The sequence below is a fragment of the Streptomyces niveiscabiei genome (genome assembly GCF_001419795.1).
Lineage (GTDB): Bacteria > Actinomycetota > Actinomycetes > Streptomycetales > Streptomycetaceae > Streptomyces > Streptomyces niveiscabiei.
In genome coordinates this window covers 1-13730 of record NZ_LIRL01000350.1, presented here as the reverse complement: position 1 = coordinate 13730, position 13730 = coordinate 1, and the positions used below count along the sequence as shown (strand labels likewise).

Genomic DNA, 13730 nt, shown 5'->3' with positions numbered 1-13730 from the left:
CTCACCGTAGGCGCGGCCAAAGCCGGCGCCCTCCTCGACCGCCAGCTCACCCTGGCCCGCACCCGAGCCCACAGCACCGCCCTCCAGGCCCTGGGATCGAGCCGCTTCCACGCGGTGGCCGACAAGATCGCCTTACTGGCCAGCGAGGTCCCCCTGACCCCGGCGGCCCGGACCACCCCCCTGGCGCAGCTGGCAGGCGCGGCGGAGGAGCGCCTGACCGCGGCGATCGCGGGCCTCCCGCTGCTCACGGCGGGCCATCCGTACAACGCGGAGGCCCTGATCCACGGCCTCTCCCCGGAGACGGCCCCGCACCCGCAGGACACCCCCTGGCACCAGGTCCGCCTGCTGCTGCGCCTGCACCGGTACGCCCTGGAGGTGGTGCACGGCGGCGCCCCGCAGGACGTCCACCTGACCGGGGCCGGCGAGGCCCTGGACCGCCACCGGGACGCGTCGGAGGCAGCGGCAGCGGCAGCGCAGGCGGCCCGTACGCCGAGGATCGCCCCGGCGACGGCGTACGCGCTGGGCGTCCTGCACGCGGACCAGCGGCATGAGGTCGAGGCAGCCCGGTACGCGTTCCAGCAGAACTGGCAGGCACGAACGCTGACACCGTCGTCGTAAAGGCACCGTCGTCGTAAGGGCAGATCGTATGAACAGCGAGGCCACCGTCCAGGCAGCGGGCTGCGTCCTGTGGCGCACGTCCCCCATCAGCGAGGACCCCACCGGCGACAACCTGGAGGTATGCCTCGTCCACCGCCCCAAGTACGACGACTGGTCGCACCCAAAGGGCAAGCTGAAGCGCGGCGAGCACCCCCTGGACGGTGCCCTGCGCGAGGTCGAGGAGGAGACGGGGTACACGGCAAGGCCAGGCGCCCGCCTCCTCACGCTCGCCTACGAAGTACACGGCCGTCCGAAAGAGGTCCAGTACTGGGCGGCGGAGGCGACGACCGGCACCTTCACCCCGAACGACGAGGTGGACCGCATCCTGTGGCTCCCCCCAACCGCCGCCAGGGACCGCCTGACCCATCCGAGGGACAGGGACCTCGTGGACGCGCTGCTGACGGCGATCAGGCGCTCTACGGTGTCGTCGGCATGAGCATTCGTGTCCTTGACGTAAGCGTTCCGTGACCTAACCACACCGCCTTCAGGGGTTCACCCGCCGTTCATATGAGCCCATCGGCGCCTTCACCTGATCTGCCTAATTTCGGCCTTGCACGGCACGGAACGCAGAACGACGGACGTTCTCGAGCCACCAAGTCTTCGCCTCGCACGCCGCCGGATTCAGGACGGCGGCTCTCGGAAGGATCTCCCTCAAGTGAAGCTTCAGCGCAAGAACCGGCGGGCACTCGCTCTCGGCGCTCTCGCCGTCTCCGGCGCCCTGGCCCTCACGGCGTGCGGCTCCGACGACACCGGCTCGAAGAGCAGCGACAACAGCTCCTCGGCCGCTTCGTCGGGCGCGGGCGCGGGCTCGATCAAGTGTGACGACGCGAAGGGCCAGCTCCTCGCGGACGGCTCCTCCGCGCAGAAGAACGCGATCGACGCGTGGGTGAAGAACTTCACCCAGTCCTGCAACGGCGTCCAGGTGAACTACAAGGGTTCCGGCTCCGGCGCGGGCATCACCGCCTTCAACCAGGGCACCGTCTCCTTCGCCGGCTCGGACTCCGCGCTGAAGCCCGACGAGGTCACCGCCTCCAAGAAGATCTGCTCCGGCGGCCAGGGCATCGACCTGCCGATGGTGGCCGGCCCGATCGCCGTCGCGTACAACCTCTCCGGCGTGGACAACCTGGTCCTGGACGCCCCGACGATCGCGAAGATCTTCAAGGGCGAGATCGCCAAGTGGAACGACCCGGCGATCGCGAAGCTCAACCCGGGCGCGAAGCTCCCCGACCTGAAGATCCAGGCGTACCACCGCTCGGACGAGTCGGGTACGACGGACAACTTCACCAAGTACCTCAAGGCCGCCGCGCCGAGCGAGTGGACCTTCTCCGGCGGCAAGGCCTGGCAGGCGAAGGGCGGCCAGTCCGCCCAGGGTTCCTCCGGTGTCGCCCAGGGCGTCAAGCAGACCGACGGCGCCATCGGCTACATGGAGCTGTCGTACGCCAAGGACGGCCTGAACTCGGTCGCGATCAACACCGGCGCGGCTGCCCCGGTCAAGGCGTCCTCGGACGGCGCGACGAAGGCCGTCGCCGCCGCGCAGGTCGTCGGCACCGGCTCCGACCTGGCGCTGAAGCTCGACTACACCACCAAGGCCGAGGGCGCGTACCCGATCACCCTGGTGACGTACGAGATCGTCTGCGACAAGGGCAACAAGGCCGACAGCCTGCCCGCCACGAAGGCGTTCCTGCGCTACATCGCCTCGGCCGACGGCCAGGGCGTCCTCTCGGGCATCGACTACGCGCCGATCCCCGACGCGATCATCACGAAGGTCCGCTCCACCATCGAGGGCCTCAGCTGATCTGACGGCGCGGCCCGGGGAGTACGACGCTCCCCGGGCCGTGCCATCCGGTGCACCGCCGCCCGGAGCCCACCGGCTCCCGCAGACCGGAGAACCCAGACATGGACACGACACAGATAACCGACGCTCCTCCCCCCACGGCACCCGCCCCCGTGATCAAGAAGAAGAGCACGGGCCGCCTCGGCGACAAGGTCTTCCTCGGCCTCTCGCGCGGCTCCGGCATCTTCCTGCTGGTCATCATGGCCGCCATCGCGGTCTTCCTGACCTACCGCGCGGTCCTCGCGATCAACAAGGACGACGGCAACTTCCTCACCACCTTCGAGTGGAACACCGGCCTCGTCCCGCCGAAGTTCGGCATCGCCGTCCTGGCGTTCGGCACGATCGTCTCGTCGCTGATCGCGATGCTCATCGCGGTCCCGATCGCCGTCTCGATCGCCCTCTTCCTCACCCACTACGCCCCCCGCCGGCTGCGCGGCCCGATCGCCTACGTGATCGACCTGCTCGCCGCGGTGCCGTCCATCGTGTACGGCCTGTGGGGCGCCCTCATCCTCGTACCGCACCTGGACGGCCTGTTCGGCTGGCTGAACGACTACTTCGGGTGGACCGGCGTCTTCGAGTGGGACGAGGGCCCGGCGCGCTCGCTGCTCAGCGTCTCGATCCTGCTGGCGATCATGATCCTGCCGATCATCACGAACGTCAGCCGCGAGGTCTTCCGCCAGGTCCCGCAGATGCACGAGGAGGCCGCGCTCGCCCTCGGCGCCACGCGCTGGGAGGTCATCCGCATGGCCGTCCTGCCGTTCGGCCGCTCCGGCGTGATCTCCGCGTCGATGCTCGGCCTCGGCCGCGCGCTCGGCGAGACGATGGCCGTCGCGACGGTCCTCTCCCCCGACTTCGACATCCACGCCAGCCTCCTCAACCCCGGCGGCGGCACCTTCGCCCAGAACATCGCCAGCAAGTTCAGCGAGGCGAACGACTTCGGCCGTGACGCGCTGATCGCCTCCGGTCTCGTCCTGTTCGTCATCACGCTGCTGGTCAACGGCGCGGCCCGGCTGATCATCGCCCGCCGCAAGGAGTACTCGGGGGCCAACGCATGAGCACCGCGACCGTCAAGAGCAGCCTGCGCGGGGCGAGCCTGCCGAAGTGGACGCCGTGGGCGATCGCCGCCGGCTCCGTCGCGCTCGGCCTCGGGGTCAGCGCCGCCGCCGGGCTCGACAGCAGCATCCAGTGGGCCCTGCTGGCGGGCGTCTTCTTCGTCGCCGGCACGTACGGCATCGCGGCGAAGGTGGAGGGCCCCCGGCAGGCCAAGGACCGGGTCGCGACCAGCTTCGTGTGGGTCGCCTTCCTCCTCGCGCTGATCCCGCTCGCCTCCCTCGTGTGGGCGACCGTGCAGCGCGGCGTCAAGGTCCTCGACTTCTACTTCCTCTCCCACTCGATGGGCATCGTCGCCGACTCCGAGGTCGGCGGCGGCATCTACCACGCGATCATCGGGAGCCTGGAGCAGGTCGGCCTCGCGACCGCGATCGGCGCCCCGGTCGGCGTACTCACCGCGATCTACCTGGTCGAGTACGGGCGGGGCGCGCTCGCCAAGACCGTCACCTTCTTCGTCGACGTCATGACGGGCATCCCGTCGATCGTCGCGGGCCTGTTCATCCTCAGCCTCATGCTGATCTTCGACATGCAGCCGTTCGGCTTCGCCGGCTCGCTCGCGCTCGCGATCCTCATGATGCCGGTGGTGGTCCGCTCCACGGAGGAGATGCTCAAGCTCGTCCCGAACGAGCTGCGCGAAGCCTCCCTCGCGCTCGGTGTCCCGAAGTGGCGCACGATCCTCAAGGTCGTCCTGCCCACCGCGATCGGCGGCATCACGACCGGCATCATGCTCTCCATCGCACGCATCGCCGGTGAGACCGCCCCCGTCCTGCTGCTGGTGTTCGGCAACCCGTTCATCAACAACAACCCCTTCGAGGGCGCGCAGGAGTCACTGCCGCTGTACATCTACAAGCAGTACGCGCAGAGCGCGGGCTCCACCGCGGCGTACGACCGCGCCTGGGCCGCCTCTCTCACGCTGATCGCGTTCGTGATGATCCTCAACCTGGTGGCGCGCGGCATCGCCCGCTGGAAGTCCCCCAAGTCCGGTCGCTGACGCGGCCTTTTAGTCAGCGACTGTCTGGAAGTGAAGCAGAAATGTCCAAGCGAATCGACGTAAGCGGACTGACCGCCTACTACGGCTCCCACAAGGCCATCGAGGACATCTCGATGACCGTCGAACCCCGCACGGTCACCGCGTTCATCGGCCCCTCCGGCTGCGGCAAGTCCACGTTCCTGCGCACCCTCAACCGGATGCACGAGGTGACCTCCGGCGGGCGCGTCGAGGGCAAGGTCCTCCTCGACGACGAGGACCTGTACGGCCCGAACATCGACCCCGTGTCGGTGCGCCGCGAGGTCGGCATGGTCTTCCAGCGGCCCAACCCGTTCCCCACGATGTCCATCTTCGACAACGTCGCCGCCGGCCTGCGCCTCAACGGCAACGTCAAGAAGAGCGAGCTCGCCGGCATCGTCGAGAAGTCCCTCAAGGGCGCGAACCTCTGGAACGAGGTCAAGGACCGCCTCAACAAGCCCGGCTCCGGCCTCTCCGGCGGCCAGCAGCAGCGTCTGTGCATCGCCCGCGCCATCGCGGTCGAGCCGAAGGTCCTCCTGATGGACGAGCCCTGCTCGGCCCTCGACCCCATCTCCACCCTGGCCATCGAAGACCTCATCGGCGAACTGAAGGAACAGTTCACGATCGTCATCGTCACCCACAACATGCAGCAGGCGGCCCGCGTCTCCGACCGCACCGCCTTCTTCAACCTCGCCGCGGTGGGCCAGCCCGGCAAGCTGATCGAGATCGACGAGACGGAACGCATCTTCTCCAACCCGTCCGTCCAGGCCACGGAGGACTACATCTCCGGCCGCTTCGGCTGACCCCAGACCCCTCGCGGTGCTGCATGGCGGTGCCACCGCGAGGCCGTAAAGGGCCCGCCCCCTGCTCCCAGGGGGCGGGCCCACACGCGTACGTCAGACGCCCTCGATGGCCTCGAAAATGTCAGCGTCCGTCTCCCGCTGCCACTCCGGCAACTCACTCCAGCCGACGACGTACCCCGGCTTCGGGTCCTCGAAGTGCCGGTACATCTGGGCCGTCCAGCACACGGCGACGAACCGCCCCTTCTCCTCCCGAGACAGCCGGGCCGCGTGCCCACCGCTCAGTACGAGAAACTGCCGCACCTGCTCGTACACGGCCCCCGCAGCCTCGCGCTCCCAACCGGGCATGTCCTCCCACGGAGCCACGTACCCCGGCTTGGGCTCACCGGGGAAGTGCTTGCGTACGCCCGCGATCCACGCGTCCCGGAAGATCCGCGAGCCGTCGTTCTCGGACATCCATTCCCTCTCGTCACACTGTCAGGGCGCCGATCTCGGCCTTCAGCTCGGCGACGCGTCGGTCTCGCCCGAAGGCGACCAGCTCAGCGGTCAGATCCTGGAGTCTACGGGCGACGTATCCGGAGCCGGACGCCCTCGCCAGGAGGAGAGCCTCGCGACCGTACGATGAACCATCAATTCATCGCATACCTGAACCAGTTGAGTATTTTCTGACGAATTGTCGGAACCAACTCACCTACGAAGGACTCCCGTTGGCCGCCGAACACAACTACGACCACGAGCGCGCCGTCTGGGACACCTACGCCGAAGCCACGAAGAAGGACGTCTTCGAAGCAGACCCCGTATTCCAGTGGACGCAGCACCAAGGACACGGCCCAGGACCGGAGTTGCTCGGCGAACCGGGAAGCGTGCTGGAGATCGGCTGCGGTACGGGCCGTGCGCTCGCGTTCCTCGCCGGGCAAGGGGTCGAGGCGCGTGGCGTGGACATCTCGCCGGCGATGGTCGCGTACACCACCGAACGCTGGGGACCTCTCGGCGTCGAGTTCGTCTGCGCCGAGGTGCTCGATTTCCTGGCCGGGGACAGTCGTACCTACGACGCCGTGTACTCGATCTTCGGCGCCGCCTGGTTCACCGACCCTCGGCGCCTGTTCCCGTTGGTGAAGCAACACCTAACCCCCGGCGGCCGGTTCGTGTTCTCGCAGCCCCCCGCGATCCCCGGCGCGTACGGCCCGCAGGGCATGTACAAGGGCGGCTTCGCCGGACCGGCGACGTACACCTACCGCTACAGCTACACCCCCGCCACGTGGCGAAGCCTCCTGTACGACGCCGGGTTCGGGGAGGCCGACGTACGCGTCCACGACGCCCCGAAGGCCGGCCACATCGGCACGCTGATCGGGTACGGGATCGCAACCCCGTAGCCCCCATGTCTGGTTACTCGTCAGTTCCTGACGGGATATCGGGACTTTGCAGCAACTGCGTGCGCTGGAGCCGATGTTGGTGCTAGCGTGCCGCTCACCACAACAAAAAGTGGCCCCATCAGGGCTCGGAGTGTTAGCAGCACTCCGCTGACGGGGCCGTGACGACAAGCATCTCGAAAGGTCTGTCGCCGTGCGTCATGCTATCGCGCGCGCTATTTTCGCGTGCCTCCACATCCTCCTCACCCTCGCCCTCCCCGCCTCGGGACGGCGCCGCAAGCAAGCAACCGCTCCCGTACCCCCTCCGCCGTACGTCAGCCCCTGGTCCCGCCCCTGGACCGGGCCCACGAAGGAAGAGGCCGCGGAGTTCTTCCGCCGCCAAGCCGAGGCGGACGCCGTACGGCAGGTCCTCGCCGAACGGGAACACACCCTCCAGGACCCGGCCGAACACGCACGCCAGCAGGAACGCCAACGGGCAGCGGCGTACGCGACGTTGGGCATCGACTACCCGTACACCTACCCCGGCGCCCCCTTCCCCGCCGAAGCCTTCAGGACGAGCGCATGAACCGCGACGCCCTGACGACCGACCCGCCCACCTCCCTGTGGGCCGTCTGCACCCGCTGCGGACGCTGGACCCGAGCAGCAGTGGAACTCCCCAACCCCGGCCCCGTCCGGTACGCCTGCCCCGACTGCGTACTCCTCTGAGGCGCGGCAGAGCCCCCGTCAGCATTCCGACGGGGGCTCTGCCTTGTGCTGACGTCAGATGGTGCCGCGTGTCACGGCATGCACGAAAACACCCCAGTGGGTGTCGGAGAAGACTACGGCCGGTCCGGTGGGAGTCTTGCTGTCGCGGACCGGGACGCCTGCCGCATAGCCGTCCAGGACTTCGAGGCAGCTTCCGCCCTGAGAGCTGCTGAACGACGACTTGCGCCAGCCGCTCAGCGTGGATGCGTCTGCGATGTGCTTACTCAGCATCTCGTTTCCTGTATTCCTGTGCTTGATCCCTGATCATGGCTAGGGACGCACCATGCGACTCGGCATCCCCCAAGGCGAGATCGTATGTGTCTTCGATCTCCTGCACCACGCTGGGGGAGTCGTGCACGTAGCCCGTACGCAGCCCTTCGGTGTACACGATCGGCGGTTGGTCCTCGAACCGCATGATCGAGACCATGCCGTCGAGGAGCGGTACCCCCTTACCGTAGGGCAGCACATGCACCCGGATCCTCTCCTTTTCGGCGAGGTCCGCGATGCGCTCCAGTTGTTCCGCCATGACCGGGGGCGGTACCACTGGGCGCCTGAGTACGCCCTCTTCCAGGAGCGCCCAGACTACGGGCGTCATGGGGTCGTCAAGCCGAGCGGCCCGTTTCATGCGTGTGTCAACGGCCTCGGCACGCTGCTCAGCACTGATCGGCGGGTACCCCTGCCGCAGCAACCCATCGGCGTACGCGGGGGTTTGCAGGATGCCAGGGACGAAGATAAGGCCGAACTCGCGGATGATCGTTGCCTGTTGCTCAAGGGCTCGCCCGCGCTCGAACCAGCTCGGAACCGTCCCCTCCTCCGCAGCGCCGGGCCGGAACGTCTCCAGCACGTCACCGAGTTCCAGCGCGTTGTCCAGCTGCCTGGCGTCTTCTTTGGTGGGCGTCCTGCGGTCCGACTCGAAGTTCGCGATCTGCGACCGGGACAGGAACGACTTCGCGGCCAATACCTCCTGCGACCACCCCTTGGCCTCCCGCGCCGCCTTCAACCACTCCCCGTAGGTTCTGGCCAAAACTTAACGCCCCCTTGTGTCACGCGGCTTGACACAAGAATGCCAGTACCACGACCTACGGAACGCGTCGTTCCCTGGATAGGCGAAACCCATCCGGAGGTTGACGACAGTGCCCAACGGTACAAGTGACAAGCCCGAACAGCCGTCCCCCTGGGAGCCGTTCATCAAGCCCGAGATCATCGGGGACTGCGACGACTGCAAGCCGTACGTCGACGAGTGGTTCAAGCGCATGGCCACGAAGACGCAGGACGGCGCGCCGAACGAGAACCGCGACCCGTCGGCGGCGAGCGACGCGGCCGTGCTGTGGAAGCGGCACGTGGCGGAGGCGCACAGCGAGGTGACCCCGTGAGATGGCCCGACGCCCGCGTGAGCGCCCTCGGACCGCCCGCGCTTGTCCGGCTCCTGGACGGCACGGAAGAGGCGCCCCTGACGGACTGGCGCACGGAGTACGGCGGCGTCCTCAATGTCCGGACCGGTGAGATCGAACTCCCCACGCCGACGTTCACCCCCTGCCCGTACGAGAACTGCCCCGACTGCGAGCGGGAGGCGGCTCATGGTCACCGCTGAGCACATCGGGAAGACCGTCACGGACGGCGTACGTACCGGCGTCCTCATGGCCATCTGCGAGGACGTGGACGAGAACCTGCTTCCTGCTTACCGGAAGCCGATTCTCAAGGCGTTCGTCCGTCCCGCAGGCGGCGGTATCGAGTGGGACGCGCGGCCGTCCACGCTGGAACCGGCATGAGGGCCGTGTGCACCGTCGTGGTCGTTCTCGCCGCGGCCGTGTGGACCCTCGTCGTGGCGTGGGCCGTGGCCCGTTTCACCGCCTGACCACCCTCAAGCGACCCCGCCCGTTGCGTCATCCCCCGGGACCGGCGGGCGGGGTCTTTTCGGGATCGGCCAGCACCGCCCACCCCGTACCGGTGACAGGTGTGACCAAAGAGGTCTCTGACAGATTCGGTCGTCGGGTGGGCAAGAACTAGCCCTTCCGTGCCATGCGCCGTGCGTGGGCCGCTGCCTACTCTAGGAAGCCGGGTTCGGCGTCAGCAGAGACGAGGTGAGGTGCGGTGGCTCCGGGGGGCGGGACGGCGGTGCAGGACCACGTGGCCCTCGCCGAGATCGAGCTGTGCGGGGAGCTGATGATCGCGGCGTCCTCGGCGGACGGGGAGCGGCTCAGCCTGGACTCGATCGACGAGGTGCTGAGGGTGGTACGGGTGCGGGACGGCGAGACGCCGGGGGCCGCGCCGCCCCGGTGACGACCGTCACGTACACACGACCGTCCCGTACACGACCGTCCCGTACACGGCAGCCACGTACGACGGCAGGCCCCGTACGCAGTCGTCACGTACGCAGTCGTCACGTACGCATCATCCGCCCGATCGCCTTCGTCGCCTCCTCCACCTTCGCGTTGATCTCGTCGCCCCCCTTGAGCGCCGCGTCGGCGACGCAGTGGCGGAGGTGTTCCTCCAGGAGCTGGAGGGCGAAGGACTGGAGCGCCTTCGTGGACGCGGAGACCTGGGTGAGTATGTCGATGCAGTAGACGTCCTCGTCGACCATGCGCTGGAGGCCCCGGATCTGGCCCTCGATCCGCCGCAGCCGCTTGAGGTGTTCGTCCTTCTGCTTGTGGTACCCGTGCGTCGCGTGCCCGACGGTCTCCTCGGAGGGCGTTTCCTCGGCCTGGGTGGTCGTCATCGCGTCCTCCGGTTCGTCTTGTATACCCCTAGTGGGTATATCGTAGCCAAGTTTGCTGGGTATAGGGGTCTTGGTCCCACCCCGTGCTGGTCACTGTGCCTGATGGGCGACACTGGGGACGGCCCCTTAGCCCTGACCGGATGATGCGCTTAGCATCAGCCTGACCGAAACCGATGCATACCGAGGACCCCACGTGCGCTTTCGTCTGACCCCCAGGGAGACGAGCTTCTACGACATGTTCGCCGCGTCCGCGGACAACATTGTCACCGGCTCGAAACTCCTGATGGAACTGCTCGGGGCGGACACCGCCGGCCGGGCCGAGATCGCAGAGCGCATGCGGGCCGCGGAACACGCCGGTGACGACGCCACGCACGCGATCTTCCACCAGCTGAACTCCTCGTTCATCACGCCGTTCGACCGCGAGGACATCTACAACCTCGCGTCCTGCCTCGACGACATCATGGACTTCATGGAGGAGGCCGTCGACCTCGTCGTCCTCTACAACGTCGAGGAACTCCCCAAGGGCGTCGAGCAGCAGATCGAGGTGCTGGCGAGAGCCGCCGACCTCACGGCCGAGGCGATGCCGAACCTGCGGACGATGGAGAACCTCACCGAGTACTGGATCGAGGTCAACCGGCTGGAGAACCAGGCGGACCAGATCCACCGCAAACTGCTGGCCCACCTCTTCAACGGCAAGTACGACGCCATCGAGGTGCTGAAGCTGAAGCAGATCGTCGACGTCCTCGAAGAGGCCGCCGACGCGTTCGAGCATGTGGCGAACACGGTGGAGACCATCGCCGTCAAGGAGTCCTGAGCCGTCGTGGACACCTTCGCCCTGGTCGTGACCATCCTGGTCGCGCTCTTCTTCACGTACACCAACGGCTTCCACGACTCCGCCAACGCGATCGCCACGTCCGTGTCGACCCGGGCGCTCACGCCGCGCGCCGCGCTCGCGATGGCCGCCGTGATGAACCTCGCGGGCGCGTTCCTCGGCTCCGGGGTCGCCAAGACCGTCAGCGAAGGGATCATCCAGACGCCCGAGGGGTCCAAGGGGATGGGCATCCTCTTCGCCGCGCTCGTCGGCGCGATCGCCTGGAACCTGATCACCTGGTACTTCGGCCTGCCCTCCTCGTCCTCGCACGCTCTCTTCGGCGGGATGGTCGGCGCCGCGCTCGCCGGGGGGACCACGGTCTACTGGCACGGCGTCCTGGAGAAGATCGTCATCCCGATGTTCGTCTCACCGGTCGTCGGGCTCCTCGCCGGCTACCTCGTGATGACCGCGATCATGTGGATCTTCCGGCGCGCCAACCCGCACAAGGCCAAGCGCGGCTTCCGCATCGCCCAGACCGTCTCCGCCGCGGGCATGGCCCTCGGCCACGGCCTCCAGGACGCGCAGAAGACCATGGGCATCGTCGTGATGGCCCTCGTCATCGCCGACGTCGAGGACTACGGCGACCCGATCCCCGTCTGGGTCAAGATCGTGTGCGCGGTCATGCTGTCGCTCGGTACGTACGCCGGTGGCTGGCGCATCATGCGCACCCTCGGCCGCAAGATCATCGAACTCGACCCGCCGCAGGGCTTCGCCGCGGAGACCACCGGCGCGTCGATCATGTTCACCACCGCGTTCCTCTTCAAGGCGCCCATCTCCACGACCCACGTCATCACCTCCGCGATCATGGGCGTCGGCGCGACGAAGCGCATCAACGCGGTCCGCTGGGGCGTTGCCAAGAACATCGTCCTGGGGTGGTTCATCACGATGCCCGCGGCGGGGGTCGTGGCGGCGGTCGTGTACGGGGTTGTGAAGCTGGTCGCGTTGTAGTTGCCGGGGGGTGCGGTGGTTTCCGTAGTGCAGAACGTCGCGGTCGACTGTGTCGACGCGTACGCGCTGGCGCAGTTCTGGAGCGAGGTGACCGGGGGGTCGGTGGGGTCCGACACCTGGCCGGGAGACCGGGAGACCCTGGTGGCGCTGCCCACAGGGCTGACCCTCTACTTCAACGCCGTTCCCGAGCCGAAGCGGGGCAAGAACCGGGTCCACATCTGTCTGCGCCCCGAGACCTCGCGGGACGCGGAGGTGGAACGGCTCCTCGGCATCGGGGCTTCCCTCGTCGCCGACCGGCGCAACGCCGACGGTACGGGGTGGGCGGTGCTGGCCGATCCCGAGGGGAACGAGTTCTGCGTGCTGCGCAGTGAATCGGACCGGGCGCATAGCGGCTGAGGACAAGCCGTTCGTCCCATAACCGACTCGGCTTGTCGGACGTCCCCCCACCCGGACAGCGACCGTCGCAGGCTAGGGGCGTCCACACCCGAGCAGGGGAGCGCCATGACAGATCCGACCCGCCGTCCGTACTTCGAACTCCGCATCGGCGGCTTCCACATGACCGCGGACCGCTTTCCCGCGAGACTCCTCACGGCGATCGTCACGGCCGGTGGGTCGGTGCTGGGCATGTGGAGCGTGTACGGCCGCTGACCCGGCCCCTACAGCCCGAGCAGCACCCGCCCGAACGGGCCGCCCTCGATGAGACGGCGCTGCGCCCGCGCCGCCCGTTCCAGCGGGAAGACGCGGTCGACGAGGGGCGTGATGGCCTCGCGGGCGAGCAGGTCCAGCAGGACGGTGTTGGCGCTGTCGACCTGGGCCAGGGAGAAGAGGGAGAAGGAGAAGCCGTGGATGTGGGCGGCCTTCCAGATCAGGTCGGTGATGTCGACACCGGCGTGCGTGCCGGCCGAGCAGCCGATGCCGACGAGCGTCCCGCCCCGGGCGAGCACGCCGAGCGCCTGCCCGGTGACCTCCCCGTCCAGGACGACATCGACGCCACGTCCACCGGTGAGCCGAGCGACACCGTCCCGGAGTGACTCGCGGGTGAGGTCGACGACCTCGTACCCCGCCGCCCGGCCCAGCTCGGCCTTGGCCGTGCTCGTGGCGGTGGTCACGGCGAGGGCCGCGCCGAGATGCCGAGCGATCTCGACCCCGCCCTGCCCGACGGAGCCACCGCTGCCGGGGGCGAGCACGGCCCCACCGGGCCGGAACCCGGCGAGTTCGGTGAGCGCGAGGTACACGGTGAGATACCCACCCCGGCCGACAGCGCGGCGGCGGCCGTGTCGTCCACCGCGTCGGGGAGCGGCAGCAGGTGGGCGGGGGCCAGCGACGAGGTAGTCGGCGCCGATGCCGTAGAGGCCACCGCCGACCACGACCCGGCCCCGAAGCCCCCGGCCGTCCGGCACTAAAGAGAGGGCACCGCCCGGCGCTTCACCGACCTCGCCCCCGCGCGGGAGCCGCCTCCCCGGAGCGCCAGCTCACCGTCCTCCTGGAGGGCGCCACCGCCCTGTCGACCTCGCTCGACGACCCCGGCCCCCGCCAGGACGCCCTCGAAGCCGCCCGCGCACTGATCGAGCACGCCCTCGCCTGACCCCGCTGTCAGACCCCGGTGGCAGCATCGCCCCCATGACCAACGCCCGTACGACCCCGCCGAGGCCGATCGACGTCACCGCCCTCGTC

At 68.4% G+C, this 13730-nt stretch carries 23 protein-coding genes; 17 read left to right on the top strand and 6 right to left on the bottom strand.

The annotated features are described in order from the left end of the window. From AOK24_RS17945 to pstB, 6 genes are all read left to right on the top strand, one after another. On the top strand, positions 1 to 618 hold a 618-nt coding region (locus tag AOK24_RS17945; protein WP_159051909.1), incomplete at its 5' end, for a CHAD domain-containing protein. A 28-nt stretch (positions 619 to 646) separates the two neighbouring features. After that, positions 647 to 1093 (top strand): NUDIX hydrolase, encoded by a 447-nt coding sequence (locus AOK24_RS17940; protein ID WP_055721090.1) that lies wholly within the window; start codon positions 647 to 649, stop codon positions 1091 to 1093. 219 nt (positions 1094 to 1312) lie between these two features. Beyond that, entirely contained in the window at positions 1313 to 2452 is a 1140-nt protein-coding gene (pstS, locus tag AOK24_RS17935) for a phosphate ABC transporter substrate-binding protein PstS (RefSeq protein ID WP_055721089.1), read from the top strand. Between the two features lie 101 nt (positions 2453 to 2553). Further along, a complete protein-coding gene (pstC, locus tag AOK24_RS17930) occupies positions 2554 to 3546 on the top strand; it encodes a phosphate ABC transporter permease subunit PstC (protein ID WP_055721088.1) in 993 nt (330 codons plus the stop codon). Continuing rightward, on the top strand, positions 3543 to 4592 hold the full coding sequence (gene pstA, locus AOK24_RS17925) for a phosphate ABC transporter permease PstA (protein WP_055721087.1): 1050 nt from the start codon (positions 3543 to 3545) through the stop codon (positions 4590 to 4592). Before pstC ends, pstA begins: the two co-directional genes overlap by 4 nt. Positions 4593 to 4633: 41 nt before the next feature. Then, positions 4634 to 5410 (top strand): phosphate ABC transporter ATP-binding protein PstB, encoded by a 777-nt coding sequence (gene pstB / locus AOK24_RS17920; protein ID WP_055721086.1) that lies wholly within the window; start codon positions 4634 to 4636, stop codon positions 5408 to 5410. 93 nt (positions 5411 to 5503) lie between these two features. Here pstB and AOK24_RS17915 read toward each other — a convergent pair whose 3' ends face one another. Further along, positions 5504 to 5863, bottom strand: coding sequence for a hypothetical protein (locus AOK24_RS17915; protein WP_055721085.1), 360 nt, complete (start codon positions 5861 to 5863; stop codon positions 5504 to 5506). 251 nt (positions 5864 to 6114) lie between these two features. On the opposite strand from AOK24_RS17915, the gene AOK24_RS17910 reads away from it, so the two are divergent. The 3 genes from AOK24_RS17910 to AOK24_RS49235 all read left to right on the top strand — a co-directional run bounded on the left by AOK24_RS17910 (position 6115) and on the right by AOK24_RS49235 (position 7482). Then, a complete protein-coding gene (locus AOK24_RS17910) occupies positions 6115 to 6780 on the top strand; it encodes a class I SAM-dependent methyltransferase (protein ID WP_055721084.1) in 666 nt (221 codons plus the stop codon). A 190-nt stretch (positions 6781 to 6970) separates the two neighbouring features. Then, complete coding sequence (locus AOK24_RS17905; protein WP_055721083.1) at positions 6971 to 7342, top strand: hypothetical protein; 372 nt, start codon at positions 6971 to 6973, stop codon at positions 7340 to 7342. Then, a complete protein-coding gene (locus AOK24_RS49235; protein ID WP_167376844.1) occupies positions 7339 to 7482 on the top strand; it encodes a hypothetical protein in 144 nt (47 codons plus the stop codon). Before AOK24_RS17905 ends, AOK24_RS49235 begins: the two co-directional genes overlap by 4 nt. A gap of 54 nt (positions 7483 to 7536) precedes the next feature. Here the strand turns inward: AOK24_RS49235 and AOK24_RS45975 are convergent, their stop codons facing one another. Both AOK24_RS45975 and AOK24_RS17900 read right to left on the bottom strand, forming a co-directional pair. Beyond that, the gene (locus AOK24_RS45975; protein ID WP_079056862.1) at positions 7537 to 7752 is read right to left on the bottom strand and encodes a DUF397 domain-containing protein; all 216 of its coding nucleotides are present in this window, start codon (positions 7750 to 7752) and stop codon (positions 7537 to 7539) included. After that, a complete protein-coding gene (locus AOK24_RS17900) occupies positions 7742 to 8545 on the bottom strand; it encodes a helix-turn-helix domain-containing protein (RefSeq protein ID WP_055721082.1) in 804 nt (267 codons plus the stop codon). Before AOK24_RS17900 ends, AOK24_RS45975 begins: the two co-directional genes overlap by 11 nt. 109 nt (positions 8546 to 8654) lie before the next feature. Between AOK24_RS17900 and AOK24_RS17895 the strand changes: the two genes are divergently transcribed. The 4 genes from AOK24_RS17895 (at position 8655) to AOK24_RS17880 (ending at position 9801) form a co-directional block, all read left to right on the top strand. Then, a complete protein-coding gene (locus tag AOK24_RS17895; RefSeq protein ID WP_055721081.1) occupies positions 8655 to 8894 on the top strand; it encodes a hypothetical protein in 240 nt (79 codons plus the stop codon). Continuing rightward, positions 8891 to 9112, top strand: a complete 222-nt coding sequence (locus AOK24_RS17890) for a hypothetical protein (protein WP_055721080.1) — start codon at positions 8891 to 8893, stop codon at positions 9110 to 9112. Before AOK24_RS17895 ends, AOK24_RS17890 begins: the two co-directional genes overlap by 4 nt. After that, positions 9099 to 9290: a hypothetical protein gene (locus AOK24_RS17885; RefSeq protein ID WP_055721079.1), complete on the top strand. Its 192-nt coding sequence runs from the start codon at positions 9099 to 9101 to the stop codon at positions 9288 to 9290. Before AOK24_RS17890 ends, AOK24_RS17885 begins: the two co-directional genes overlap by 14 nt. Before the next feature lie 322 nt (positions 9291 to 9612). Beyond that, positions 9613 to 9801, top strand: a complete 189-nt coding sequence (locus AOK24_RS17880) for a hypothetical protein (protein ID WP_055721078.1) — start codon at positions 9613 to 9615, stop codon at positions 9799 to 9801. 100 nt (positions 9802 to 9901) lie between these two features. On the opposite strand, the gene AOK24_RS17875 is transcribed toward AOK24_RS17880, so the two are convergent. Beyond that, a complete protein-coding gene (locus AOK24_RS17875; RefSeq protein WP_055721077.1) occupies positions 9902 to 10237 on the bottom strand; it encodes a metal-sensitive transcriptional regulator in 336 nt (111 codons plus the stop codon). A gap of 193 nt (positions 10238 to 10430) precedes the next feature. Here AOK24_RS17875 and AOK24_RS17870 point away from each other — a divergent pair, with 193 nt between their 5' ends. The 4 genes from AOK24_RS17870 (at position 10431) to AOK24_RS48555 (ending at position 12704) form a co-directional block, all read left to right on the top strand. Continuing rightward, the gene (locus AOK24_RS17870) at positions 10431 to 11051 is read left to right on the top strand and encodes a DUF47 domain-containing protein (protein WP_055721076.1); all 621 of its coding nucleotides are present in this window, start codon (positions 10431 to 10433) and stop codon (positions 11049 to 11051) included. Positions 11052 to 11057: 6 nt separating this feature from the next. After that, positions 11058 to 12056 (top strand): inorganic phosphate transporter, encoded by a 999-nt coding sequence (locus AOK24_RS17865; RefSeq protein ID WP_055721075.1) that lies wholly within the window; start codon positions 11058 to 11060, stop codon positions 12054 to 12056. Positions 12057 to 12071: 15 nt separating this feature from the next. Continuing rightward, positions 12072 to 12452: a VOC family protein gene (locus AOK24_RS17860; RefSeq protein WP_055721074.1), complete on the top strand. Its 381-nt coding sequence runs from the start codon at positions 12072 to 12074 to the stop codon at positions 12450 to 12452. Between the two features lie 105 nt (positions 12453 to 12557). Next, positions 12558 to 12704 (top strand): hypothetical protein, encoded by a 147-nt coding sequence (locus AOK24_RS48555; RefSeq protein WP_159051908.1) that lies wholly within the window; start codon positions 12558 to 12560, stop codon positions 12702 to 12704. A gap of 8 nt (positions 12705 to 12712) precedes the next feature. Here the strand turns inward: AOK24_RS48555 and AOK24_RS17855 are convergent, their stop codons facing one another. Beyond that, positions 12713 to 13456, bottom strand: a complete 744-nt coding sequence (locus AOK24_RS17855; RefSeq protein ID WP_206191220.1) for a zinc-binding dehydrogenase — start codon at positions 13454 to 13456, stop codon at positions 12713 to 12715. Beyond that, positions 13456 to 13629 (bottom strand): hypothetical protein, encoded by a 174-nt coding sequence (locus tag AOK24_RS48550; RefSeq protein ID WP_159051907.1) that lies wholly within the window; start codon positions 13627 to 13629, stop codon positions 13456 to 13458. Before AOK24_RS48550 ends, AOK24_RS17855 begins: the two co-directional genes overlap by 1 nt. Between the last annotated feature and the right edge of the window lie 101 nt (positions 13630 to 13730).